The organism is Pontixanthobacter rizhaonensis (assembly GCF_012972675.1).
Taxonomy (GTDB): domain Bacteria; phylum Pseudomonadota; class Alphaproteobacteria; order Sphingomonadales; family Sphingomonadaceae; genus Pontixanthobacter; species Pontixanthobacter rizhaonensis.
The window spans coordinates 121,866-144,669 of the sequence record NZ_JABCRE010000002.1 but is presented as its reverse complement, the minus strand read 5'-3'; the positions used below and the strand labels follow the sequence as shown (position 1 = coordinate 144,669).

The window sequence follows — 22,804 nt, the reverse complement described above, 5'->3', positions numbered from 1 at the left end:
CGTCAGTACCGAATTGCAACCAGACTCGCATTTATCATCAAGCTGTGCTTACAATGCCAACATAGGAGAGAACACAATGCTCGCGACCGCCCCTGATTTCGACGTCTTGATCGTCGGTGCCGGTATTTCCGGCATCGGAATGGCTGCCCATATGGAAATGCAATGCCCCGGAACATCCTACGCGATTGTTGAACGGCGTGAGAATCTGGGCGGCACTTGGGATTTGTTCCGCTACCCCGGCATCCGATCCGATAGCGATATGCATACGTTGGGTTTCGTTTTTGAACCGTGGAAGCACGAAAAGTCGATTGCAGATGCGCCAGCCATTCTGGAGTACCTGAACACAATCGTTGATGAGCGCGGCATCCGCAAACATATCCGTTATCAACGAAAGGTCGTTTCTGCTGACTGGCGCAGCGATGAGGCGCGCTGGCACGTCACGATTGAACAAGCCGATGGGTCGGAAACCCGCGTCACCGCCAATTTCCTGTATTTGGGTTCTGGCTATTATGATTATGATCAAGCCTATGATCCCGGGTTTGCGTTCGGCGATTTCAAGGGGCAAGTGATCCATCCGCAATTTTGGCCAGACGATCTTGATTACACGAACAAGAATGTTGTGGTCATCGGTTCAGGCGCAACGGCGGTAACGATCGTGCCTTCAATGGCCAAAAAAGCCGCCAAAGTAACCATGTTGCAGCGCACGCCGACATGGATGTTCTCCCGTCCTGCAAAAGACGGGCTGGCCAATTTCTTGCGCAAAATCCTGCCGGAAGAGACCGCCTATAAAATCACCCGCTGGAAGAATATCACCTTGCAAGACTTTGCCTTCAAGCAAGCACGCAAGAAGCCTGAAAAAGTCAAAAAGATGCTGAAGAAGCGCATCGTCAAAGCGCTCGGCAAAGACAATTACGACGAGCCAACATTCACCCCGCCATACGATCCATGGGATCAACGTTTGTGCTTGGTCCCGGACGCCGATCTTTTTGAAGCTATGAAATCGGGCAAGGCTCAGGTTGTAACCGCCAAAATTTCCAGCTTTACGGAAACTGGCATTGCGCTCGACAATGGTGAAAAGCTTGATGCAGATATAATTGTAACAGCAACCGGTTTGAAACTGGCAGTATGCGGCAAGATCGCTGTGAGCCAAGATGGTAAGCCCGTCGATTTCAGTGAACGGTTTTACTACAAGGGCTGCATGTTCTCCAACCTGCCCAACCTGGCGGTGGTATTTGGCTATCTCAATGCAAGTTGGACGCTGCGGTCGGACGTTAATTCAGAATATGTCTGCCGTGTGATCAACACCATGAAAAGCAAGGGTGCAGACGTCGCAGTGCCGGTGCTCGCAGCTGACCATGCGTTAGAAGAGGATGATATTTTCGACTTCTCCAGCGGCTATATTCAACGGGCTTTGGACATCATGCCCAAAAGCGCCATTGCCTATCCTTGGCGGCTCAATCAGGAATATGTGACTGATCGCAAAATTATGCAGGATGGACCTGTAGAGGATGGAATTTTGTCCATTCATGCCGCAGGCGCCAATGCGCAAACCAGCGAGGAACAGTTAGAAGCCGCTGAATAGCAAACGGCGCTTCACCTTCTTCATTGCATCGCCTAGGCAGCGCCAATGAGTGAAAAGATATACACCGCTGGTTTGGTCGTCATTGGTGACGAAATTCTGTCAGGCCGCACGCATGACAAGAATATCGCGCAAGTGGCCAGTTGGCTGCAAGTTCAAGGCATTCGTCTGGATGAAGTCCGGGTAGTCGCAGATGTTCAGGAGCGGATCGTTGAAGCGGTCAACGCTCTGCGTGAACGCAACGACTATCTTTTTACGACCGGCGGTATCGGGCCAACGCATGATGACATCACCGTCGATGCGATTGCTGCGGCATTGGGCGTTAGCGTGGTCATTCACCCGGAGGCCCGCGCTATTCTGGAACGCTATTATGCGGACAAAGGCGGGATCAACGAAGGGCGTTTGCGGATGGCGCGCGTACCAGAGGGTGCAGAGCTGATCCCGAACAAGAAATCAGGCGCGCCGGGCATCCAGATAGGTAATATTTACCTGATGGCGGGGGTCCCGCATATCACTGCCGGGATGCTGGATGCGCTTACTGGAACACTGGAAGGCGGTGCGCCGCTACTGAGCGAGACCATCGGTGGTTGGATTCCCGAAAGTGAAGTCTCTGATTTGCTTCGTGAAACTGAGCAAGCCCATGAGAATTGCCAGATCGGCAGCTATCCCTTTTTCAGGGACGGCAAGGTTGGGTCCAACTTCGTGATCCGTTCGACCGATGCGGATGATTTGCAAAGCTGCGTTGATACTCTGTGCGACGGCCTTGGTACGTCTGGTTTTGACTTCACCCCAGGCGGTATTTAGCCGCGAATTCCGGACCGTTTCCTAACAGTGCTTTAACCGACCCGTTGTACACCCCCGCCTGAGAATATTTCTCGGAGGAGCAACCGGCCATTTTGAGTGGCCAATTGGTGAGTAATGACGCAGGTCTATATCACGGTTGATACCGAATACTCGGCAAGCATTGTCCAAAGGATGGGCAAGGATTGCCGCGCCGAAAATTATGCTCGATCCATATCCGCGACAACGCCAGAAGGTGATGTCGGCATCGCGTATCAAATCGATTTCATGAACCGCTACGGCCTGAAAGGTGTGTTCTTCGTCGATCCGATGCCTGCCCTTATCTGGGGCACTGAAGCGATCACAGATATTGTCGAGCCGATTGTCGAAGCTGGCCATGATGTTCAGCTTCACCTGCATAGCGAATGGCTGGAATTTGCTGGCGATGCGACACCGGTAAATGGAAGAACTGGCCGCAACATCAAAGACTTTACCTTTGATGATCAATGTACGCTGCTCGATTATGCTCGCACGACCTTGATCGCCGCGGGCGCTCCGCGTCCAACCGCTTTTCGTGCGGGTAATTATGGCGCCAATGATGACACTTGCCGCGCTCTGGCGGCGCTCGGTTTTACGCATGAAACCAGCCATTGTCCGGGTATTGCAGTATCAGCCTGTGACATCAGCTTGACTTCTACCGACCGCCAACCTTTGCAGCATTGCGGCCTCATCGAAGTACCGATTGGCTGCGTCGAAACATTCGGCGGTGAACTGCGCCATGCCCAAATCACCGCGTTGTCTTCCGCCGAACTCAAAGCTGCAATGAAGCACTCAAGAGCCAACGGGGTCGATGCCCTCACATTGGTCTCCCACAGCTTTGAACTGCTTTGCCGCCAGCGCGAGAAAATCAATTGGATCGTGCGCCGCCGATTTGAGGCGCTGTGCAAGACCATTGCTGCCATGAATGGGGTCGGCACAGCTACATATGCCGCCAATCCGCCTTCTGTTTCTGCGTCATGCACGCCAGCTTCAGTGGTACCCTTGGACCCCGTCCGGTCCGGTTACCGTGTGGCCGAACAGGCGGTCGCCAATATTCTGTATGGTGGATCATGAGCAGCACCAAAACGTCTGTTAAATTTGTCGTCGGTTCACGGGTGCTGCTTTCTGTGCCCAAAGATCTAACCACGCTGTCCTTTAGCTTGGCGGATGTCGTCGGCGGGAAACAGCTCACCCTGCCGGAACTGACGGACGACCAAGACGGCTTCCGTGTTTTGTCAGCCCCAGCCGGGACGCTTAGCACTCTGGGCAAGCAACACCCGGATTTCGTGATCGGCGGGGTCCAACAGTATGAACGCCACTACATCGACATGGCGGGGTCGTTTGACGAATATTTAGCGCGCTTCTCTTCAAAAACACGCTCCACTTTGCGGCGCAAGCATCGCAAGTTGATCAAAGATATTGGCGGTGAAGTCGAATTTCGCGAATATCGGACGCCTGACGAGATGGACGAATTTCGCGATCTGGCGCTGCCTCTATCGCGCCGGACCTATCAGGCCAAATCACTGGATGCTGGCCTGCCCGAAAGCGATGAAGCGCATGAGGAGCGCCGGCACTTGGCCTCTGCAGACAAAGTGCGTGCATATTTGCTCTGCGTAGATGGCCAGCCAATCAGCTATTTATACTTGCCGGTCATTGACGACACCATCGTCTATGCCTTTCTGGGGTATGATCCCGACCATGCAAAATTCTCACCCGGGACAGTGCTACAATTGGAAGCGTTGGAACGCTTATTTGCCGAAGGTCGTTATCGCTATTTTGATTTCACCGAAGGCGAAGGCGCTCACAAGGCAATGTTTGGCACGGATGCGGTCAATGCGTGTTCCTTCTTCATGATGAAGAAAGGTCTTACCAATCGTATGCTGCTATCGTCAGTGGATGCATTCGATGCAGGCGTGGCCCACATCAAAGCTGCCACAACGCAAAGCGGAACACTGGCAAAAGCCCGCCAATTGCTACGCGCTTAGAAGCACCATCATCGCCAGTTCATCACTCTTTGTGTAAGAACACGGCCATGAAGCATCTTCTTAAACCCTGTCTTACCGCCGCCGCTGTGCTGATGTTAGGCGGTTGTGCCGCCATATTCGATAAGCACCCTGTCGGTAATACAGCCGTCCCTGAACCCGCCAAAAGCATCGAGATCAATCGCTATCTGGGTAAGTGGTATGAAATCGCCCGGTACGAACAAGGATTCCAAAAGGGCTGCGAAGGGGTAACGGCGGAGTACGCCTTGCGAGAGGATGGCAAAATCTCGGTGATTAATTCCTGCCGCAAAGAAGACGGGAAAATTACTACGGCCAACGGGCGTGCCAAAATCGTCGATGACCCGACCGGCGCAAAATTGAAAGTCAGTTTCTTCGGGCCTTTCTACGGCGACTATTGGGTTCTTGACCGTGCAGATGATTACAGTTGGGCGATCGTTGGTGAGCCGGCTGGCCGGTACTTGTGGTTGTTGTCACGAACCCCTGATCTGACGGCTGCAGAAGAAGCAGCTTTGTATAACCGTGCCGCTGAGATGGGATATGACACGTCGTATTTACGCCCCACCAAGCATCCGTAACCCGAAAGAAAAAGGGCCAGAGGATTACTCCCCCGGCCCTTCTCAAATTCGGATTATGTAGGAAAGTCGCTTATGCGCCTTCGATTTCCGACAGATCGATTTTCAGACCCGGGCCCATTGTAGAGGTCAGCGAGACCTTCTTTACATATTTGCCCTTCGCACCGGCTGGCTTCGCTTTCACGATAGCTTTGGTAATCGCTTCAAAGTTGGTTTTAATATCCGCATCTTTGAACGACATTTTGCCGATGCCGGTGTGGATGATGCCCATCTTCTCAACCCGGAATTCAACCTGACCGCCCTTGGCGTCTTTCACGGCTTGTTCCACATTCGGTGTGACAGTGCCCAGCTTCGGGTTAGGCATGAGGCCTTTCGGACCCAGAACCTTACCAAGACGGCCCACAACACCCATCATGTCGGGCGACGCAATCACACGGTCATAATCGAGGTTACCGGCCTGCATGTCTTCCATCAGGTCTTCCGCACCGACCTTGTCAGCACCAGCAGCAGTAGCTTTATCGGCATTGTCACCGCGTGCGAACACAGCGACTTTGACGTCTTTACCAGTGCCGGAAGGCAGCGCGACCATGCCACGAACCATTTGGTCTGCGTGACGCGGGTCAACACCCAGGTTGATGGCGACTTCAACGGTTTCGTCGAAGCCTTTTCTGGAGTGCTCGCGCAATGTCGCGATCGCATCGTCAACACTGTAGAGCTTTTCACGGTCCATTTCAGCACGGACTTTTTGAATTTTTGTCAGTTTAGCCATCAGATCAGCCCTCCACCACTTCGAGGCCCATCGAACGGACAGAGCCTTCGATGATTTTCATAGCCTGATCGATATCGTTTGCGTTGAGATCAACCATTTTGGCTTCTGCGATCTCTTTCACTTGGCTCTTCTTGACCGAACCAGCGATAATTTTGCCTGGCTCAGATGAACCGGACTTCAGCTTGGCAGCTTTCTTGATGTAATAGCTTGCCGGCGGTGTCTTGGTCACGAAAGTGAATGAACGGTCCGCATAAACAGTAATCACTGTTGGGATCGGTGCGTTCTTCTCAAGTTCCTGTGTCGCCGCGTTAAACGCCTTACAGAATTCCATGATGTTAACGCCGCGCTGACCCAATGCAGGGCCGATTGGCGGTGATGGGTTTGCAGTGCCAGCGGGCACTTGCAGCTTGATATAGCCTTCAATCTTCTTCGCCATAATGGCTTCCTTTCACACTGTCTCCCACGGCCCGCTCGTCCTGAGCTTGCCGAAGGATCATGTTAAGTGGTCAACGGCAGTAAAACTGCCTCCCACATCTCCCAAAATCGGGAATCCCTTTCGGGAAGCGGCGCTGATAGCGTTTCGGAGAGGAAATGCAAGCAATTCCGCCGCGTGTGTCCGTCTGTTTACGTTTGTAGGAAAGGGACACATGGGACACAGTCCTGACCGAGAAAAACGACAGCCACAGGCATGGCGCGAACCCACAGTAATGCACCAGCTTTTGAACCCTGTCTGGGCCGCAGGCCATGCTGCAGCATAAAGGGCCATTCTCAAGTAGGAAACGCTACGTGGCGGCAGCAATGCCGGTCAGCTTAAAACCCGAAACGGACAGATGTCGTCGCTGATGTTTCGGCTTCGTCGAGTATTTGCACCCCGCCGACTTCCACTTGCGCATCGGAGTGATTGACGCCCAGATTAAGCGACAACCCACGCGCAAAACCATAGCTGAGGCCGAAAGCACCAGATTTCTCTGCCTGCCCTTCAATTTCACCGAAATGCCCTTCGACAGAAGTGGTGAATGCACCCCATTGGCGTTGCCAGCCGCCCGACACAAACCAACGCTGCGCATCGATGGGTCCGGCTTGAAGCAATTCATATCCAGCGCCAACATTCAGGATGCTGCGCGAATACATATATTCAAACGTGCCGGTCAGAGCATTGGAATCAAATTGTGTAATCCCGTCGGCGGCCACAAATGGAGCATCCGTAAACCGCGCGGCATAGCGGTAACCGGCTTTGCCCGAAGGCCGTTCATAGACGAAGCCGACATCATAATTGCCGTCCTCATCCACCAACGCGCTGAGGCGTGATGGACCGAACTGACCGACATAGCCCCCGCCCCAATTTTGGGCGGCACCCAATGCATCGTCAAATCTCAGATCGGCGTTACCGATGCCGCGCACACGGCGAGTTTCCTCACGGACAAGGTTCATCACCTCACCCGCCAAAACAGTGCCGTATGCGCCGGAAATGAAACCGGCGATATTGTCTGTGTAACCTGATACGCCGCGGCCATTCTCATACTGACCAAAATAGGCGACACCGACATCCCAGCGATTGCCAAGCTGGGTGGATGCATTGACGCTGAAATTACCGATAACGCCCGGATCAATCACATCTTCATCGTCGAACATGCCTTCCAGATCATAATCGAGCCGCGCATCGACCACACCGGCTGCTTCGATCGTCACGCCGGCGATTTCTGTCGCCAACGGTTCTTCGATATTGGCCAATCTTTCGCTGCTGATAGAGAAATCCTGCGCTGAAGCAGGTGCAGCTACGCATACGGCCAATATACCAGCGCACAGTGTGTCACTGATGGAGAAATTGCTCGCTCTCATGATCACGCCTTAGGTTTGAACCAGTTGGAAAATGCCTGACGTGCGATCGCCCGCCCGGCAGTCATGCCTGCGGTATGATCGACATCCCAATGCACGCCGCCGTAAAGCCGGCTCATCCCGTTTTCTTCGGCAGCCTGAGACAAAGACGTCCAATACCGTCGTTTACCGTCCAATTGCGGGAAGCCGTTCAAATCGGGCGATTGGTGATCGAAATTCACCTTATCTGTGCCGATCAGCAACGCTGTCAGCTCGCTACCTGCCGCTCCGAAGGTAGAGTGGCCGGAAGTATAGGCCGGGAAATTCGGTGTCGGGATATAGCTTTTCCAGCCTTTTTCCTGACTAAGCGCGGGATTGCTGAATTGATTGGCGCGGTAGCGGATCGCTGTCTCAGGGCGCAGCACATCATACTGATATTTGCTGTTCCACGAATTGATCGCGGCATCACCCTGAGTCATGCCAAGGAGGGCAAAGGCGCGCGCCAGATCGAGGAAGTCAAACCCGCGATCCTGCATAACTTGAACCGCGATCAACAGGAAATGCCCCGGCGGCGTGATGCCCCACGGGCCATCTTCCCAGAAAATCGCTATCTCCGCTTCATCTTCAGTTCGCATTGTGCTGCCGACACAGCCAATCTTGCGGACATACTCATATTGTTTGGCAAATTCCGGGCTGGCGGGATCATAAAACTCAGCTGGCTGGAACTGCTCGGAATGAGTCATGGTCCATGGTTTGACTTTACCAAGCCCGGGAAAGAGGCCCCGCTCATAATGGCCCACGCTTGGCCCCATACTATCGCCATAGGTTGCGCCCGTGGGATTCCAGTTGAGTGCATCTTTACGACGGTCATAGCGGCCGTGATAATAGTTCACCTGGCTAGGCTGCGCACCGTCGCGGGTCCGCATTTTGTTGATTGCCATGCCGACTTTACGGCCCCACGCAACACCAAGCGACTTTGCTTCACTGTCAGGAAAACGCCGCTTGAACGCCGCTCGTTCCAGCATAAAGGGTTGGCCGAAGCACTGGGCTGCTACTGTCGCAAACGCCACACCGTAGGCTACTTCCGGGTCAGCACCTGCAGGTGCTTCGCCAATGCCGTAGGGTTCGTCATAACGCTTCATGATTGCATTAGCGGCAAGGAAGCCCGCGAGCATTGGACCAGCATAATTATAGGCTGCGCGTGGCGGCGGCACGCGCTGGTCACGCGTTTGCTGCAATACCACATCAACCCAGTGGAAGACCGTGTTCTGGCGTTGCGGAGCAAGGATCGGCGTCAAATAGGACGACTGACTGCCAAAGCTGGCCGTGCTGCACCCTGCAGTAAGACCGGCCAAGCCAATGGTGGCGGCACTGGAAGAGATAAACCTCCGGCGAGTAAGCGTCATTAATCCGGGTCCTTAAAGCCAATTACGGGAACGTTTGGACTGCGGATAGCGGGATCAGGTTAAAACTCGGTCAACCAACAACCGTTGGCGTTCAATCCGATGGAACGCCCCTCGAGTGTATTGGTAGAATAATACAGATGGGCCGGAAGGCGGCGGCGAAGGTGTGCCCTTCTTTGGGTGGTCACAAGAATATGGCGGCCTGCGCCCGGCACAATCGCCTGAAAACCTCGCCAGAGCATGGTTAATAGCTCATTTACTCTCTTGGTGTAGGTATGCTTATCCCGTGATGTGTATTACGGTACCAAGTAATAGCAGAAGGTAGTACATCACCTGAGAACGTCTATATGAACGAACTCTCAAAACTCTTCATTGCGCTGGCAATGGCATTCATTCTGATGATGCCGGAAAACAGTGCAGCCCAAACGTCCACTGTCGTCTTTTCAGATGATTTCGATAGCGGCGCAGGATGCGGCACGCTTTCCCCCAATTGGACCGCAAGCGACGGTACGCGGGCCGGTGTTAACACCGATACATCTAATTCCGGCAATTGCTCACTATTTACGCGGCACAATGTTGTGACCGTGACCAGCGGCACCGTCGATTTGTCCGGCGCGTCATTTGCCACTTTGGAAGCATGGGTCCGCAAGGGCGACGATAGTTTCAGCGAAGATCCAGATGGTAACGAAGATTTGGTGCTGGAATATCGCGATGCCGGCGGCACTTGGATCGCACTGCAGACGTTTTCAGCCACAACAATCGCTGATGGCGGCATTACAACTGTGAACACAACCCTACCCGTCGCGGCCTTACATTCGACCTTTCAAATGCGGTGGCGGCAAACAGGCGGTAGCGGTTCTGACTTCGATTATTGGCACGTCGATGATGTGGTGCTGACCGAGAATACCGGTCTTCCACCCCCATCAACGGTTTTGAACGCCAATAGCTGCGAAGATTTTGAGAACGGCTTTGGCAACTTCACCACGACCGATACGACCCGTTCCGGAATTGGTTCTCAAACAGCCAATTCGCCGGGTAACTCCCTGTTCCTCCGCCACAATACAGTCACTGTGACCTCTGTCGCAATCAACACCCCTACATTGAACGAAATCACGATTTGGGTCCGGCGCGGATCCGATGCCTTTAGTGAAAACCCTGAAGGGACAGAAAATCTTGTTCTGGAATACTTCAACAGTAGCGGCGTTTGGGTTACGCTTGAAACATTCACAGGTGCGGGCACGCAGGGTGAGATTTTCAACCGCACCTACACGGCAACAGCGGATATGCGGCACGCCAATTTCCGGTTCCGGATGCGCCAGACCAGCGGATCCGGCAGCGATTTCGATTATTGGCACGTGGATGATTTATGCTTCAGCAGCGCGCCACCCAACATAGGCGTGGACAAAAGCTCTGTGATTGTATCCGACCCTGTGAATGGCACCACTAACCCGAAAGCGATTCCCGGCGCCATCATCCGCTACACGCTGACGGTCGAAAATACCGGCTTGGGTGTACCCGACGGCGGATCGTTGGTGGTGACGGATGAATTGCCCGCTGACACCGCAATGTTTGTCGGCAATCTGGGCGGCGGCGGATCGCCGTTTATCTTTACCGACGGTACGGGCAGCAATGCGACCAGCCTGTCGATCGATTTTGCGAGCCTCGGCAGTGCTTCTGACGGTGTCATCTTCCTCGACGCGAGCAGTTCGAGCATCACACCAGTGATCGACTTTGACTCTGCTGTGCGCAGCTTTGCCATACGCATGACCGGAACTATGAATGGCACAACAGGCGGCGGAACCCCTGCTTTCACCATTCAATATGATGTGCGTCTAAATTGAGGAATGCGGGAGAGGTGCCTTGCGCCCTCTCCTCGTGCATCAAAATTACTTGACCAGTTCGACCTGTTCAAACTCCAGCTCAACCGGAGTAGCACGGCCGAAGATAGAGACCGAAACCTTGACCTTGGCTTTGTCGAAATCGAGTTCTTCCACGACACCGTTGAAGCTTGCGAACGGACCATCCAGAACTTTGACCGAATCGCCGATTTCGTAATCGACATTGATCTGCGCCTTGGGTGCAGCCTTGGCTTCTTCGACACCGCCGAAATAGCGTGCAGCTTCTTTTTCAGTAATCGGCTGCGGCTTGTTATTAGAACCGAGGAAGCCGGTCACTTTCGGTGTGTTCTTGACCAAGTGGTAGACATCATCTGTCATTTGCAGCTTGGCCAGAACATAACCCGGCATAAATTTACGCTCTACCTGAACCTTCTTACCGCGCTTGACCTCGGTGATGGTTTCCGTCGGAACCTCAACCTCTTCAACACCGTCCGACAGGCCCAAACGCTCTGCTTCGGAAATGATCGCATCGCGGACCTTGTTTTCAAAACCCGAATAGGCGTGGATGATATACCAGCGAGCCATGTGTAATCCCTGTAATCAGAAAGTGTCAGTTCAATCGTGTCAGAGCCATTCGGCCCTTGCCCGGCAGCCGGGCCAACTCAGCGTCTAAAATTTAAGCGAGGGTCAGCAACCAGCCGACAACACCGCCAAACATCGAATCAATCGCGAGGAAGAACAGCGACAATACAACCATCATAATCCCAACGAAAATCGCGGTCGTGATGGTTTCTTGCCGGGTCGGCCAAACAACCTTGCTGGCCTCTGTACGGACCTGACGGATGAATTCGCCCGGTGTCGTTCTGCTTTTCTTTTCCGCCATAATCTCCAGCTCTCGCCGTAAAATGTTCAAATCTTGTCTCTTCCGGGATGGGCTCATCGCCGCCCCGATCAAGATCGGGAGGGGCTATGCTTGCTCCAATGTAGGAAGACAATGATCATTTAGGGCGACCGACCGGCAAAAGCAAGGACAGGAATAGTCTAGTTTCAGCGCACCGTGCATTAACGCTAGCCTTGCTGCGAACTCGGCTCTAGCGTGCGCGCCAGGAAATTCCGCTAGAGGGGGAGCCAAGAATGGCCGCAAGCGACACCGGTGCGATGGAACAATTTATAGACCGCGTAACCAACGTTTCAGATTTCATCTGGGGCGGAACATGGAATGGCGAACAAATCCTGCAAATTGCGGGGCAACCTGTTCCGCCAATGACCATTATCCTGCTGGGCATCGGTCTGTGGATCATGTTCGGGCTGAAATTCTACCCCATCCGCCAACTCGGCAGCGCTTTTAAAGGGCTGTTCAAAAGCCGCAAAGGCGATGGTGACGGAGAGATTTCTCCCTTCGCCGCTCTGTCGACAGCCCTTTCCGGACAAGTCGGTACAGGTAATCTGGCCGGGGTCGCCACCGCAATTGCACTGGGCGGACCCGGTGCGATCTTCTGGATGTGGGTCACAGCGCTGATCGGAATGGCACTGGCCTTCGCGGAGGGGTCATTGGCGATTCGCTACCGTGAGAAAACGTCTGACGGCGTCTATCGCGGCGGCCCGATGAGCTACATCATGATGGGCCTCGGCCCCAAATACACATGGCTGGCGATATTCTTCTGCATCGGCACGCTGTTTTCCGCGCTGGTGACCGGCAACTCAATCCAGGCCAACGCTGTCGCGGATGGTTTGAATGAACTGTTCGGTATTGAAGAATGGCTTGGCGGATTGATCGTAGCCGTGGCTGTGTTTGTCGTGATTATTGGCGGCATCAAATCCATTGGCGGTGTGGCAGAGAAGATCATTCCGTTCATGGCCGGCGCTTACATCGTGATGGCGATTATCGCCCTGGCGCTGAACATCAGCGATATTCCTGCAACATTCGGATTGATTTTCCACGGGGCGTTCAACCCGCAGGCAGCCACTGGCGGCTTTGTCGGTGCTGCGATCATGTTGGCCATCCGCGCCGGTGTGGCCCGCGGCTTGTTCTCTAACGAGGCGGGTCAGGGTTCGACCCCGATTGCGCACGCTGTCGCGCAAACTAATGATCCTGAACAGCAAGGCCGGATGGCCATGCTGGGCACGTTCATCGATACGATTGTCATTTGTACGATGACGGCTTTGGTCATTCTAACGGTTCAGGGTGATTTCACAGGCGGCGGGCAAGCTGTACCGCACGCCTGGAACTCCGATCTGGAAGGCTTCGCCATGACATCGGGCGCGTTTGCTGCGGCTTTCCCGCTTGAGATTGCAAGCATTCCAATCGGCACATTGATCGCGTCGACTGCCCTGATCCTGTTCGTGTTCACGACCTTGCTCACGTGGTCCTATTACGGCGAGCGGGCAATCACATTCATCTATGACCGTATCCCGGGCTCGACTCGCGGCGGCGAGAAGGTGCTGCATATGATCTGGCGTGTCTTGTGGTGCGTGGTGATTTACCTTGGCAGCACGCTCGATCTGACATTGGTGTGGCGTATGGGCGATATTTCCAACGCTGCGATGGCGCTGCCAAACTTGCTCGCGCTGGCATTGCTTTCCGGCGTCGTCTTCAAACTCGCGCAAGGCGACAAGAAGGCCGGCAAGGATTTCCATGCGGAAACACCGGAAGAACCCAACGAATACTGACTTGAGCACCATTCAAATGGTGCAGAATAGCCAAATAGAAAGGGCCGGTGATCGCACCGGCCCTTTTTTGTTTCTGGCTTTGTTATCTGGCAGATCAGGTGCTCAGCGCGCCCCGAACAATCTTGCAAAAAAACCGGGTTCATCCATCGGGATGATTTTCCCGTGCTGTTTAAGGCGCTGGGAGGCGTCACGGTAAGCACGCGGCTGGACCCATGCGTCTGGGCGACTGCTGCGATAGGTCAGGTTAGACATAGTGGATCTCCTCTTTTCGTTGCTTCGTTCTGACCTTGATAATGCACAACTGGTCTGGGCGTTCCCTGAACGATCTTGTTGCTATTCGTTCAGGCAAGCCCATACGTTGCATTCAGCCTGGTCACATCGGCGGAGAAGATTTTATAATGGTTTTGAAAAAATCGCCTGGCAGGGGCACAGAGACTCGAACTCTGGACCTTCGGTTTTGGAGACCGACGCTCTACCAACTGAGCTACGCCCCTGCAGGCAAGCAGCGCCTCTAAAGCGATGGGGACGGCATGGCAAGATGGCAAACGTACCATGACTGACTATTTTGTAAGCTATGCGAGCCCCTGACAGACCGCTAGAACACGGCCCGATGCACGCGCCCGCACCACCTTTGATCCCGCAGGATATGCTGCTGCTGGCCTATCGCAGCGGTATATTTCCGATGTCTGATTCGCGCGATGACCCTGAAATTTTCTGGGTTGAACCGCGCGAAAGGGCCATCTTCCCGCTAGACAAATTCCGCCCGTCAAAATCGCTGCGCAAGATGGTCCGCCAAGATCGCTACACAGTGACATGCAATACCGCATTCAATGATGTGATGGCTGCTTGCGCTGCACCGCGCGCGGATCATTCGGGTAGCTGGATCAGCCACAGAATCGCCGCAAGTTACGCTGTGCTGCACGATAATGGCCATGCCCATTCAATCGAATGTTGGGACGGCGGAAAACTTGTTGGCGGCCTGTACGGGGTCAGCTTTGATCGTGTTTTTTGCGGCGAAAGCATGTTCAGCCGTGCGGACAACGCATCAAAAATTGCCTTAGTATGGCTGGTGGCGATGCTCAAACACGCCGGCTTTGAAGTGCTGGACTGCCAATTTATGACCGATCACTTGGCAACTTTGGGTGCGATTGAGATACCGCAAAGTGACTATTGCCAGCTGGTTGCAGCTGCAGCCCAACCAGCCCGCCATACCTTGGACGAAGCCTACGTTTCGTTAGTAGCCGGGGCTTCAGCGGATGGTTCAGGCGCTGGTGCCGCTTGTTCAGCAGGCTCAGATGGTGCTGGCGTGGCGGGTTCCGGGTCCACTTCGCCTGGAAAGCTCATCGCGCAGTCTTTTACCCACACATCGTAGACTGGATCTTCAACCACATTAAGGGAAGGCGAGTTTTTGAACAGCCAGCCGGAAAACACCCGCTTCCACTGCAGGGTCTCAGCGTCCTCTTGATCATCCGCCAATGTCAAAACTTGTACAAACGCACCCGTTTCCTTTGGCATTTCCCACGACGGAGTGCGTTCACAGGCAGACAGCCGAATGATCACATCGCCCAAACGGCGCGATTCGCCCGGCTTCATTTTCAGATCCTGCGATACGTTGTTGCGCTTGTTCAGCACCCCAATCGTGGCCACGCGCTCTGCCATCGGCGTGCCGATCTGCTCCTCATCCGTGGGCGTTTCGCTAACTGTATTGCTCGATTGCAGCTCTTCAGGGACGGCAGTTTCCTGCGCTTCTGGTAAAGTCGGTGCAGCCTCGCTGCATGCAGCCAGGCCGTTGATCGCAGCGGCACACAACACAGTTGTTACGCAGTGCCTCATGATCAGGCGTCCGGTGTCCACGCTTCGTAATCACCGCTCGCCTTCGCCCGCTTCCCGCCTTGCTCAAGCGCCCCTTTAGGACGGTAAGCGGCGGCCGTTCCGGTCGCATTGGGTGTGTAATCCACTTCCCAAATCTTGGCGGGCGGCAGATTGCTTTCCGGCACACCGTCGAAAGAACCATGCAGCCAACCATGCCATTCAGCCGGAACGCGGCTGGCATCATTCGCACCGTCATAGATTACCCAGCGGCGTTCACGTGCGCCATCTTTGGCCTTCTTGGCACGGTAATAGGTGTTGCCTTGCGCATCCGTGCCAACCTTCTCACCAGTACGCCAGCTGTTCAGCAGCGTGCCGATGGTTGCACCGTTCCACCATGTAAAAATCTTGCCGAGAAAGTTCATCATCTAACCTCTTTGCGCGCCGCTTAGCGGTTTCGTGCCGCGCTTCCAACCTGTATCTAGCACCCTGCGTTTATACAGGCTCAATATTCCACAAGATCGCCAGCTTTGATCCCCAGTTCCTCCGCGCGGCCGCCCCGAATCTCAAAGACAGTTTCCGTTAGCCCGATCGCGCTTACCGGCTCTAGGGAATAGGGTTCCGTATTGGCCGCAATATTCAGAATGCGTCCGTCGGTGCCGACAAAAATAATATCGAGCGGCAGCGGCGTGTTCTTCATCCAAAAACTGGCGATATCGGCAGGTTGCCGCGGAAAGATCATCCCCTCGGTCGGGCCAAGCTTTGTTCGGAACATCAGCCCTTTCGCCTGCTCTGCCTCAGTCTGCGCCACTTCCACTTGAAATTCATGCCGGGTGGCACCGCTGGTAACCGTAAGCGGAATAACCGCCAAACCAGATTCGGGATGGGTGGCAGGCTGTTCAGCGGACATCGCCGGCTCCTGCGCATTTTGGGGCGCGCACGCCGTCATTGAAAGCGTAACAAAAGCCAGAATATGAACCAGTCTCATCTCAATAATCCTCGTCGCGCGCTTCTGACATCCAATGCTCAAGCGCTTCTTCGCTGGCCGCGTCCATTACCCGCCGGACAATATCAAAGCTATGCCCCGCCCTTAACATGGCGGCAATCTGTTTGTCGCGTCGCTTTGGATCAAGCTCCTCGCGGTAAAACGGGCCGAACCGCCGTTTCTTGGCCAGATTAAATGCCGCCTGCCGCTTGCCCAACTCGTCAGGCGCTACGTCTTCGCGCAAATGTTCATCAATGCCTGCTGCAGTTAAATCCTGTGACACCCGGCGCGGCCCGTAACCACGGCGCAATAAGCCCCCGGCGCGGGACTGGGCGTAGGTGGCATCATCAATATAACCCAGCTCCACATAACGGGCGACCAGGCCTGGAATATCAGGTTCTGTACCGTCTTCTTCCCACCCTTTTTCGCGCAATTTGCGCGCAAGATAGGCTTCAAACTTCCCCGAACTGGTGGAAAACCGCGCCACATAAGCAAGCGCCAAATCACGCAAACGCGCAGAATTCAGCGGTTTTGGGGGCTTACGGCCCTGCTTTTGCCCGGATTGTCGATCATTCATTGGCCATATTGGTGCCACAGTCTAAGGGAAATGGGAAAGATTACAGCGGTGTGACTCTGTGACAAACACCGAAACGAATAATAGGAAGCGCCCAGAAGGCGTGCAATTGACAGGTTACGACTGACTTTATGACGAACGTCACTTCCGATAACGCCTCTTCCGGGGATCACGCATTGCAGCCCACACCCAATGATTGCCCCCTGCCGCGCCGACGGTCTGATTTCGCGACATTTACAGAGGCGGTGGAATATGCCGCCAAAAGCGCGAAGGGAATGAACTTCCACGATATGCGGGGTACGCTCGAAAATGTGTACACCTATATCGATCTGCACAAAGATGCAGTCGAAATGGCGCAGCGTTTTCGGGCGGCTGGGATCGGCAAGGAAGACCGTGTCGCTCTGATCGCAGAAACCGGCGCCGAATTTGCGGCACTGTTCTGCGGTGCAGTCTATGCCGGCGCGTGGCCAGTGCCCTTGCCGCTGCCGACCGGGTTTGGCGGCAAAGAAGGCTATATCGACCAGTTGGCAGTACAGCTCGACAGCTCCGACCCGGTGATTTTGCTGTATCCGGCAGAGATCAGCGAAATGGGCGCCGCAGCGGCAGAACGGCAAGGCTGCGAAGGCTCGGATTGGGAAAGCTTTGCCACCCGCCCTGCGCCAGAATGCGAACTGACACCGCCGGAACCGGATGATATTTGCTATCTGCAATATTCCAGCGGATCGACCCGTTTCCCAACCGGCGTCGCAGTAACGCACCGTGCTTTGCTCGACAATCTAGCCGGGCATTCCATTTCAATGGATGTCGGCGCCAATGACCGTGTAGTCAGCTGGCTGCCGTGGTATCACGATATGGGGCTGGTCGGCTGCTTCCTGTCGGTCATCGCCAATCAGGTGTCGATCGATTATCTGAAAACTGAACATTTTGCGCGCCGTCCATTGGCGTGGCTTGATCTTATCAGCCGTAACAAAGGCAATACACTTAGCTACTCGCCTACATTCGGCTATGATATTTGCGCGCGGCGCATTTCCAGCCAAAGCAATGTGGCGGACCGGTTCGACCTGTCACGGTGGCGCACTGCGGGCAACGGCGCGGATATGATCCGGCCTGACGTGATGCAAAATTTCGTCAATGCCTTTGCTGATGCGGGCTTCAAAGCCAATGCGTTCACCCCCAGCTATGGTCTGGCCGAAGCCACTTTGGCTGTCACAGTAATGCCGCCGCGCGAGGGCATCCGCGTGGAGCTGGTCGAAGAAGAGCGCCTGTCGGGCACGCCGCGCGATCTGTCACGTCCTGCTCGCTACCGCGCCATCGTCAATTGCGGTAAAGCTGTGCGCGGTATGAAAGTGGAAATTCGCGGCGAGAACGGCGCAATCAAGGGGGATCATCAAATCGGCAAGGTCTGGTGCCAAGGTACCAGCGTTATGCACTCCTACTTCCGCAATGAAGAAGCGACCAATGAATGTTTGGTCGATGGCTGGCTCGACACTGGCGACATGGGATATATGACCGACGGGTATCTGTTCATCGTTGGCCGCGCCAAAGATATGATCATTATCAATGGCAAAAACCTGTGGCCGCAAGATATTGAATGGGCGGTTGAACAATTGCCCGGCTTTAATCACGGCGATATCGCCGCCTTTTCCATCGACAAAGACGACGGTGAAGAAGCACCGGCGGTACTGGTGCATTGCCGCGTATCCGATCCGGAAGAGCGGGTAAGACTGCACGAGCAAATCCGTGATAAGGTCCGGTCGATCACCGGCATGAATTGCGTGGTTGAATTGGTTCCGCCGCGGACATTGCCGCGCACCAGTTCGGGCAAGCTGAGCCGCGCCAAAGCCAAACGATTATATCTGGCAGGCGAGATCCAAGCCATTGAACTGCCCGTTGCAGCTTAACTGGCTGCAACTCTGCAGCATCTCTAAACGCGGCGAAACCTAGCGGGCGATATCGCCCCAGGCCGCTGTGATAGCGGGGCCGCTACCGGTTTCGACAGCCACGGTTTGCAGCCCCTCTGCACGCAGCAATTCTGCGGCTGTTTCCGCATCTGTAGCAGGCCCGGTGAGCACGATTGGCGCGCCCACCCGGCCACCTGCCCATGCAATCAGTTTGATCGCGGCCACTCCACCCTCGGTCGGCTCACCATCGGCGAAAGGAATTGATGGCAGCGCTTTTGCAGGTGGGATCAATTCGATACGCCAGTCCGGTTCAGTCGCTTTGATACGCCTTTCCAAATCAGCATAAGCGGCCAAAGTTGCACCATCCAGCTCACGTGCTTTCACGACTGCACGGCGCCGCTCTCGGTCGATCAGCAGTTCTTCTTCTTTCACTCCGGCGACCAGTGCCAAGCGGCTCGTCAGATCGGCAACGCGTTCAGCCGCAGCCGCCTCCTCGCTCGCGCGGGCGGCGCTCAATTGTGCCTGTTCAGCAGCGGCAGTGCCAGTGCCCACCAAATATTGGTTGATCCGCAAATCGACGCTCTGTCCCAATTGCCGGGTCAAAACCCGCGCCGCTTGTGCTTCGGCGTTTTGGCGATTGATCGGGGTCATGACAGTGGCATCGATAGTTATCGGCCGCGCATCCCAATTGATCGTGACATCTGATAAACGCAAATCGCCATCAAACGTATCGACCAGTACGGTCCGCACTTGGCGGGATGAATTGGCCTCCCAAGCAATCTGGCGCAGCGAAATCGCCAACGGCACCGCCAAGGCCACAAACACCACCACAATAACCACGTTCTGTAACTGGGTTTGGCGATCCGACAGCGCGGTCCGGAAACCGTATAACCGCGCCATCAAAGCGGCAGTCAGCGCGATTGCCATCAAGTTGGTAATATAGAGCAGCAGCGCGCCGGAAAACACAGTCCAGTTAAATGTCGCCAGACCATATCCGACCACCGCCAAAGGAGGCATCAATGCAGTCGCGATCGCCACACCAACAATTGTGCCCTCACGCCCCCGTATCATGGCATAAGCGCCCGCCAGAGCAGAGAATAGGGCCACCAAAAGATCAAACAGGTTTGGCCGTGTACGCGACGCAATTTCAGGTGTGAGTTCCTGCAAAGGCGACAAGAATACAATCACGGAACACAAGCCAACCGCCATTAAAGAGCCCCATGCGAGCGACACGGCTGACTGTCTGAGCCATTTATAATCCCCGGTCGCGAGTGCAAAACCAAGGCCCATAATCGGGTCCATCAAAGGCGAGAGCAACATCGCGCCAATGACAACCGCCGGGGAAGACAGCAAAAGGCCGAGGATCGCGATCCCGCCTGACATAGCTGTCATAAACATATAGCGCGCCGACATGGTGCATTCGGCGCGGCGTTTTTCGATCACCGATTGCTGGTCGATGGTACCCACGACAGATTCACGCCACCATTGCCGCCAATTATAGACGGCTCTGGCCAAACTCAGATTGTTCTTTTGCGATGCTTCGCTCGCCATAAGCGGGCAGTCCTTTTGATGCTCTGCCTCGGCATAGCTTGCTGCAGACACATAAGAAAGCATAGACGTATTGCTTTGTATCAGGCACAAATCTTGAACTTCGTGTCTTATGACCTTAATACAGTAGAAATATCATTTTCCGCAGGCCTGTTTCCAAACGGGATGCGGACATAAAGGAGCCGGCAGCCCGCCATGAGCGCAACAGAGACGAAAACCGCAACCGATATTGGCCTTGAACTGACACCGCCTGACCCGGTGCCCGAGGTTAAACCGGCCAATGCCGCAGGTCTGGTCCCGGTTTCAGATGAAATTCAGTCCAAACTTGCCGCCAAAGTCGATGGCTTCGTGACCGATTTGATTTCGTCAGACGCGAATTCGCCCGAATTTGGCAAGAAGGTCGATCAGTTGACCAATATGGGCCGTAAGGAAATTATGGCCGCCAGCCAGATGTCCAACCGTTTCCTGGATCGTCCGATCCGCGCGATGGATAAGGATGAGGGCGTTGGCGCCAACCTTCAGGAACTGCGCAATGTGGTGGAGGATCTCGATCCGGGCAAACGCGGAAAACTGACCGGAACCCGCAAGATTTTCGGTATCATCCCGTGGGGTAACAAGCTCACCAACTATTTCCGCAGCTATCAAAGCGCGCAGACACACATTCAGGAAATCCTGTCCAAGCTGGGTAACGGCAAAGACGAATTGCTGATGGATAACGCCGCAATTGACGTCGAACGGCAAAAATTATGGGAAGCGATGGGTGATCTGGAACAGATGATCCACATCTCCAAAACGCTTGATGAAAAGTTGGAAGAAAAGGCGGTTGAGCTTGATTCAACCGACCCCGCAAAAGCCAAAGCCGTGCGTGAAACTGCTTTGTTCTACGTCCGTCAGCGGACACAGGATTTGCTCACGCAAATGGCGGTCAGCGTGCAGGGTTATCTCGCGCTTGATCTGGTTAAAAAGAACAATGTCGAGCTGGTCAAAGGCGTTGATCGCGCCAGTACCACCACTGTGGGCGCGCTGCGCACTGCGGTGACCGTATCGGAAGCCATGACCAATCAGCGATTGGTATTGGGCCAGATTACCGCTTTGAATGAAACAACCGCAGGCATTATTGACAGCACTTCCACCTTGTTGCGCGATCAAACCGGCAAGATCCATGAACAGGCCGCGGCCAGCACCATTCCGCTGGAAACGCTGCAACGGGCGTTCCAAAATATCTATGATACGATGGACGAAGTGGACACATTCAAAGTGCGCGCGCTGGATTCCATGAAGCAGACGGTCGATGCGCTCTCTGGCGAGGTTGAAAAGTCGAAAGGCTACATCGCGCGTGCCGAGGGGCAAAATCAGGCCTCTCAGCAAATCAGCGAATCCAGTTTGCTAACGGTGGAAGATTGAGGTCAGCTTGCCAGAAATGAACGACCTGACCAAAGACGCCGACCGCCTTCTACAAGAGGGCAAGATGCTTGTCCGTGACAACCGGGAAGGCGGACGGCATCGCCGTGCTGGCTCCATCGGCAATGGATCAGCACGGATCAAACGCCGTAACTGGATCAAACGCGCCAAGTATTTTGCCGGCGCGGTTCTGACGATCTTTATATCCGCGTCTGTGGCCGGCCTGCTGCTCGAAGGGATTGGCTTTACCGGCATCATGATGATGGCGCTGGCCGTGATGGCAGCCGCTTTTGTGTTCACCAACTATCCCAAAGTCAAAACGCCAAAGCGCGCTGACCTGACCAAGGGCGATGTGCGGCAAATGGTTGGCAAGACGGAATTATGGCTGGAACATCAACGCCCGGCCCTGCCGCCACCAGCCGCCAAAATCGTCGAAGATATGGGAGTCCAACTGGACTCGCTCGGTTTGCAATTGGAAACAATTGATCAGGAACATCCCGCTGCCCGCGAGGTCCGCAAGCTGGTGGGTGAAGTTCTTCCCGAAACAGTCGATTCCTACCGCAATATTCCGGCACATCTGCGCAGCGAAAAACGCGCTGGCTCTACACCTGATCAACAGGTTACCGAAAGTTTGGGCAAGATCAGCAAAGAGATTGATCATGTAACCCGGCAATTGGCCGAGGGATCGCTGGATGATCTGGCGATTAAGACCCGTTACCTCGAATATAAATATGGTGAGGGTGAAGACACCAGCGTCAGCGACGGTTTGCGCAACGACAAGGAACCCAGCTGATGCGCGTTGCAATCCCCCACGACCTTGGTCGCGAAGAAGTGCGCAAGCGCTTGAGAGAGCGGAGCCATGAAATTGCTGACCATATCCCTGGCGGAATGGCCCAAGTGGCAACAGACTGGACTGGTGAAGACACGATGCAGATCAATGTCAGCGCGATGGGTCAAGATTTAAGCGGCAAAGTAAACGTCGAAGATACCGAATTGGTATTTGAAATTGCGCTGCCACTGGCGCTTTCTTTCGTCGAGCCGATTATTTCCAGCGCTGTTCGCCAACAAGGGCAAAAGATGCTCGAAGCCCCGTCTCAAGACTAGCGCCGGAAGGCTGC

At 54.6% G+C, this 22,804-nt stretch carries 23 protein-coding genes, 1 tRNA gene and 1 pseudogene; 12 read left to right on the top strand and 13 right to left on the bottom strand.

Going from position 1 to position 22,804, the window contains the following annotated elements:
• Positions 1-76 precede the first annotated feature (76 nt).
• From HKD42_RS00605 to HKD42_RS00585, 5 genes are all read left to right on the top strand, one after another.
• Positions 77-1,582: a flavin-containing monooxygenase gene (locus HKD42_RS00605; protein ID WP_170009343.1), complete on the top strand. Its 1,506-nt coding sequence runs from the start codon at positions 77-79 to the stop codon at positions 1,580-1,582.
• A gap of 45 nt (positions 1,583-1,627) precedes the next feature.
• Positions 1,628-2,383 (top strand): competence/damage-inducible protein A, encoded by a 756-nt coding sequence (locus HKD42_RS00600; protein ID WP_170009341.1) that lies wholly within the window; start codon positions 1,628-1,630, stop codon positions 2,381-2,383.
• Between the two features lie 114 nt (positions 2,384-2,497).
• Complete coding sequence (locus HKD42_RS00595; protein ID WP_170009339.1) at positions 2,498-3,472, top strand: polysaccharide deacetylase family protein; 975 nt, start codon at positions 2,498-2,500, stop codon at positions 3,470-3,472.
• Positions 3,469-4,383, top strand: coding sequence for a GNAT family N-acetyltransferase (locus HKD42_RS00590; protein WP_170009337.1), 915 nt, complete (start codon positions 3,469-3,471; stop codon positions 4,381-4,383). The genes HKD42_RS00595 and HKD42_RS00590 overlap by 4 nt, the downstream gene beginning before the upstream one ends.
• A 47-nt stretch (positions 4,384-4,430) precedes the next feature.
• Positions 4,431-4,976 carry a lipocalin family protein gene (locus HKD42_RS00585; RefSeq protein ID WP_170009335.1) on the top strand — a complete coding sequence of 182 codons (546 nt, stop codon included), beginning with the start codon at positions 4,431-4,433 and terminating at the stop codon, positions 4,974-4,976.
• A gap of 70 nt (positions 4,977-5,046) precedes the next feature.
• On the opposite strand, the gene rplA is transcribed toward HKD42_RS00585, so the two are convergent.
• The 4 genes from rplA to HKD42_RS00565 all read right to left on the bottom strand — a co-directional run bounded on the left by rplA (position 5,047) and on the right by HKD42_RS00565 (position 8,963).
• Positions 5,047-5,742: a 50S ribosomal protein L1 gene (gene rplA, locus HKD42_RS00580; protein ID WP_170009333.1), complete on the bottom strand. Its 696-nt coding sequence runs from the start codon at positions 5,740-5,742 to the stop codon at positions 5,047-5,049.
• Between the two features lie 4 nt (positions 5,743-5,746).
• On the bottom strand, positions 5,747-6,178 hold the full coding sequence (rplK, locus tag HKD42_RS00575) for a 50S ribosomal protein L11 (protein WP_170009331.1): 432 nt from the start codon (positions 6,176-6,178) through the stop codon (positions 5,747-5,749).
• Between the two features lie 374 nt (positions 6,179-6,552).
• Complete coding sequence (locus HKD42_RS00570; protein WP_170009329.1) at positions 6,553-7,581, bottom strand: hypothetical protein; 1,029 nt, start codon at positions 7,579-7,581, stop codon at positions 6,553-6,555.
• A gap of 2 nt (positions 7,582-7,583) precedes the next feature.
• On the bottom strand, positions 7,584-8,963 hold the full coding sequence (locus tag HKD42_RS00565; RefSeq protein ID WP_170009327.1) for a vanadium-dependent haloperoxidase: 1,380 nt from the start codon (positions 8,961-8,963) through the stop codon (positions 7,584-7,586).
• A 344-nt stretch (positions 8,964-9,307) separates the two neighbouring features.
• On the opposite strand from HKD42_RS00565, the gene HKD42_RS00560 reads away from it, so the two are divergent.
• Positions 9,308-10,801, top strand: coding sequence for a hypothetical protein (locus HKD42_RS00560; protein ID WP_170009325.1), 1,494 nt, complete (start codon positions 9,308-9,310; stop codon positions 10,799-10,801).
• A gap of 45 nt (positions 10,802-10,846) precedes the next feature.
• On the opposite strand, the gene nusG is transcribed toward HKD42_RS00560, so the two are convergent.
• Together nusG and secE are read right to left on the bottom strand one after the other, a co-directional pair.
• Positions 10,847-11,383, bottom strand: coding sequence for a transcription termination/antitermination protein NusG (nusG, locus tag HKD42_RS00555; RefSeq protein WP_170009323.1), 537 nt, complete (start codon positions 11,381-11,383; stop codon positions 10,847-10,849).
• 91 nt (positions 11,384-11,474) lie between these two features.
• Positions 11,475-11,681, bottom strand: a complete 207-nt coding sequence (gene secE / locus HKD42_RS00550) for a preprotein translocase subunit SecE (RefSeq protein WP_170011971.1) — start codon at positions 11,679-11,681, stop codon at positions 11,475-11,477.
• A 251-nt stretch (positions 11,682-11,932) separates the two neighbouring features.
• Here secE and HKD42_RS00545 point away from each other — a divergent pair, with 251 nt between their 5' ends.
• Positions 11,933-13,468, top strand: coding sequence for an alanine/glycine:cation symporter family protein (locus HKD42_RS00545; RefSeq protein ID WP_170009321.1), 1,536 nt, complete (start codon positions 11,933-11,935; stop codon positions 13,466-13,468).
• Between the two features lie 102 nt (positions 13,469-13,570).
• Here the strand turns inward: HKD42_RS00545 and HKD42_RS00540 are convergent, their stop codons facing one another.
• Both HKD42_RS00540 and HKD42_RS00535 read right to left on the bottom strand, forming a co-directional pair.
• Positions 13,571-13,720: a hypothetical protein gene (locus HKD42_RS00540; protein WP_170009319.1), complete on the bottom strand. Its 150-nt coding sequence runs from the start codon at positions 13,718-13,720 to the stop codon at positions 13,571-13,573.
• Positions 13,721-13,886: 166 nt separating this feature from the next.
• Positions 13,887-13,962: transfer RNA gene (locus HKD42_RS00535), tRNA-Trp, on the bottom strand.
• A gap of 116 nt (positions 13,963-14,078) precedes the next feature.
• Between HKD42_RS00535 and aat the strand changes: the two genes are divergently transcribed.
• Entirely contained in the window at positions 14,079-14,840 is a 762-nt protein-coding gene (gene aat / locus HKD42_RS00530) for a leucyl/phenylalanyl-tRNA--protein transferase (RefSeq protein ID WP_170011969.1), read from the top strand.
• Between the two features lie 35 nt (positions 14,841-14,875).
• On the opposite strand, the pseudogene HKD42_RS13240 reads toward aat, so the two are convergent.
• The 4 genes and pseudogenes from HKD42_RS13240 to HKD42_RS00510 all read right to left on the bottom strand — a co-directional run.
• A pseudogene (locus HKD42_RS13240) lies at positions 14,876-15,061 on the bottom strand (DUF2155 domain-containing protein); the annotation flags it as partial.
• Between the two features lie 242 nt (positions 15,062-15,303).
• Complete coding sequence (locus HKD42_RS00520; RefSeq protein WP_170011967.1) at positions 15,304-15,702, bottom strand: NADH:ubiquinone oxidoreductase subunit NDUFA12; 399 nt, start codon at positions 15,700-15,702, stop codon at positions 15,304-15,306.
• A gap of 80 nt (positions 15,703-15,782) precedes the next feature.
• Positions 15,783-16,187, bottom strand: a complete 405-nt coding sequence (locus HKD42_RS00515; RefSeq protein WP_246236574.1) for a DUF192 domain-containing protein — start codon at positions 16,185-16,187, stop codon at positions 15,783-15,785.
• 79 nt (positions 16,188-16,266) lie between these two features.
• Complete coding sequence (locus tag HKD42_RS00510) at positions 16,267-16,839, bottom strand: regulatory protein RecX (RefSeq protein ID WP_170009317.1); 573 nt, start codon at positions 16,837-16,839, stop codon at positions 16,267-16,269.
• A gap of 128 nt (positions 16,840-16,967) precedes the next feature.
• Between HKD42_RS00510 and HKD42_RS00505 the strand changes: the two genes are divergently transcribed.
• Positions 16,968-18,737, top strand: a complete 1,770-nt coding sequence (locus tag HKD42_RS00505; RefSeq protein WP_170009315.1) for a fatty acyl-AMP ligase — start codon at positions 16,968-16,970, stop codon at positions 18,735-18,737.
• A 39-nt stretch (positions 18,738-18,776) separates the two neighbouring features.
• Here HKD42_RS00505 and HKD42_RS00500 read toward each other — a convergent pair whose 3' ends face one another.
• Entirely contained in the window at positions 18,777-20,351 is a 1,575-nt protein-coding gene (locus HKD42_RS00500) for a TIGR00341 family protein (RefSeq protein ID WP_170009313.1), read from the bottom strand.
• 129 nt (positions 20,352-20,480) lie between these two features.
• Between HKD42_RS00500 and HKD42_RS00495 the strand changes: the two genes are divergently transcribed.
• The 3 genes from HKD42_RS00495 to HKD42_RS00485 are packed head-to-tail and all read left to right on the top strand — an operon-like array spanning position 20,481 to position 22,790.
• Complete coding sequence (locus tag HKD42_RS00495) at positions 20,481-21,689, top strand: toxic anion resistance protein (protein WP_170009311.1); 1,209 nt, start codon at positions 20,481-20,483, stop codon at positions 21,687-21,689.
• A 16-nt stretch (positions 21,690-21,705) separates the two neighbouring features.
• Positions 21,706-22,479, top strand: coding sequence for a hypothetical protein (locus HKD42_RS00490; protein ID WP_170009309.1), 774 nt, complete (start codon positions 21,706-21,708; stop codon positions 22,477-22,479).
• A complete protein-coding gene (locus tag HKD42_RS00485; RefSeq protein ID WP_170009307.1) occupies positions 22,479-22,790 on the top strand; it encodes a polyhydroxyalkanoic acid system family protein in 312 nt (103 codons plus the stop codon). The genes HKD42_RS00490 and HKD42_RS00485 overlap by 1 nt, the downstream gene beginning before the upstream one ends.
• Positions 22,791-22,804: the final 14 nt, after the last annotated feature.

Coding starts and splice junctions, on each gene's coding strand:
- HKD42_RS00605 (WP_170009343.1), top strand. CDS start 77: ATGCTCGCGACCGCCCCTGATTTCGACGTCTTGATCGTCGGTGCCGGT.
- HKD42_RS00600 (WP_170009341.1), top strand. CDS start 1,628: ATGAGTGAAAAGATATACACCGCTGGTTTGGTCGTCATTGGTGACGAA.
- HKD42_RS00595 (WP_170009339.1), top strand. CDS start 2,498: ATGACGCAGGTCTATATCACGGTTGATACCGAATACTCGGCAAGCATT.
- HKD42_RS00590 (WP_170009337.1), top strand. CDS start 3,469: ATGAGCAGCACCAAAACGTCTGTTAAATTTGTCGTCGGTTCACGGGTG.
- HKD42_RS00585 (WP_170009335.1), top strand. CDS start 4,431: ATGAAGCATCTTCTTAAACCCTGTCTTACCGCCGCCGCTGTGCTGATG.
- rplA (WP_170009333.1), bottom strand. CDS start 5,742: ATGGCTAAACTGACAAAAATTCAAAAAGTCCGTGCTGAAATGGACCGT.
- rplK (WP_170009331.1), bottom strand. CDS start 6,178: ATGGCGAAGAAGATTGAAGGCTATATCAAGCTGCAAGTGCCCGCTGGC.
- HKD42_RS00570 (WP_170009329.1), bottom strand. CDS start 7,581: ATGAGAGCGAGCAATTTCTCCATCAGTGACACACTGTGCGCTGGTATA.
- HKD42_RS00565 (WP_170009327.1), bottom strand. CDS start 8,963: ATGACGCTTACTCGCCGGAGGTTTATCTCTTCCAGTGCCGCCACCATT.
- HKD42_RS00560 (WP_170009325.1), top strand. CDS start 9,308: ATGAACGAACTCTCAAAACTCTTCATTGCGCTGGCAATGGCATTCATT.
- nusG (WP_170009323.1), bottom strand. CDS start 11,383: ATGGCTCGCTGGTATATCATCCACGCCTATTCGGGTTTTGAAAACAAG.
- secE (WP_170011971.1), bottom strand. CDS start 11,681: ATGGCGGAAAAGAAAAGCAGAACGACACCGGGCGAATTCATCCGTCAG.
- HKD42_RS00545 (WP_170009321.1), top strand. CDS start 11,933: ATGGCCGCAAGCGACACCGGTGCGATGGAACAATTTATAGACCGCGTA.
- HKD42_RS00540 (WP_170009319.1), bottom strand. CDS start 13,720: ATGTCTAACCTGACCTATCGCAGCAGTCGCCCAGACGCATGGGTCCAG.
- aat (WP_170011969.1), top strand. CDS start 14,079: ATGCACGCGCCCGCACCACCTTTGATCCCGCAGGATATGCTGCTGCTG.
- HKD42_RS00520 (WP_170011967.1), bottom strand. CDS start 15,702: ATGAACTTTCTCGGCAAGATTTTTACATGGTGGAACGGTGCAACCATC.
- HKD42_RS00515 (WP_246236574.1), bottom strand. CDS start 16,187: ATGTCCGCTGAACAGCCTGCCACCCATCCCGAATCTGGTTTGGCGGTT.
- HKD42_RS00510 (WP_170009317.1), bottom strand. CDS start 16,839: ATGAATGATCGACAATCCGGGCAAAAGCAGGGCCGTAAGCCCCCAAAA.
- HKD42_RS00505 (WP_170009315.1), top strand. CDS start 16,968: ATGACGAACGTCACTTCCGATAACGCCTCTTCCGGGGATCACGCATTG.
- HKD42_RS00500 (WP_170009313.1), bottom strand. CDS start 20,351: ATGCTTTCTTATGTGTCTGCAGCAAGCTATGCCGAGGCAGAGCATCAA.
- HKD42_RS00495 (WP_170009311.1), top strand. CDS start 20,481: ATGAGCGCAACAGAGACGAAAACCGCAACCGATATTGGCCTTGAACTG.
- HKD42_RS00490 (WP_170009309.1), top strand. CDS start 21,706: ATGAACGACCTGACCAAAGACGCCGACCGCCTTCTACAAGAGGGCAAG.
- HKD42_RS00485 (WP_170009307.1), top strand. CDS start 22,479: ATGCGCGTTGCAATCCCCCACGACCTTGGTCGCGAAGAAGTGCGCAAG.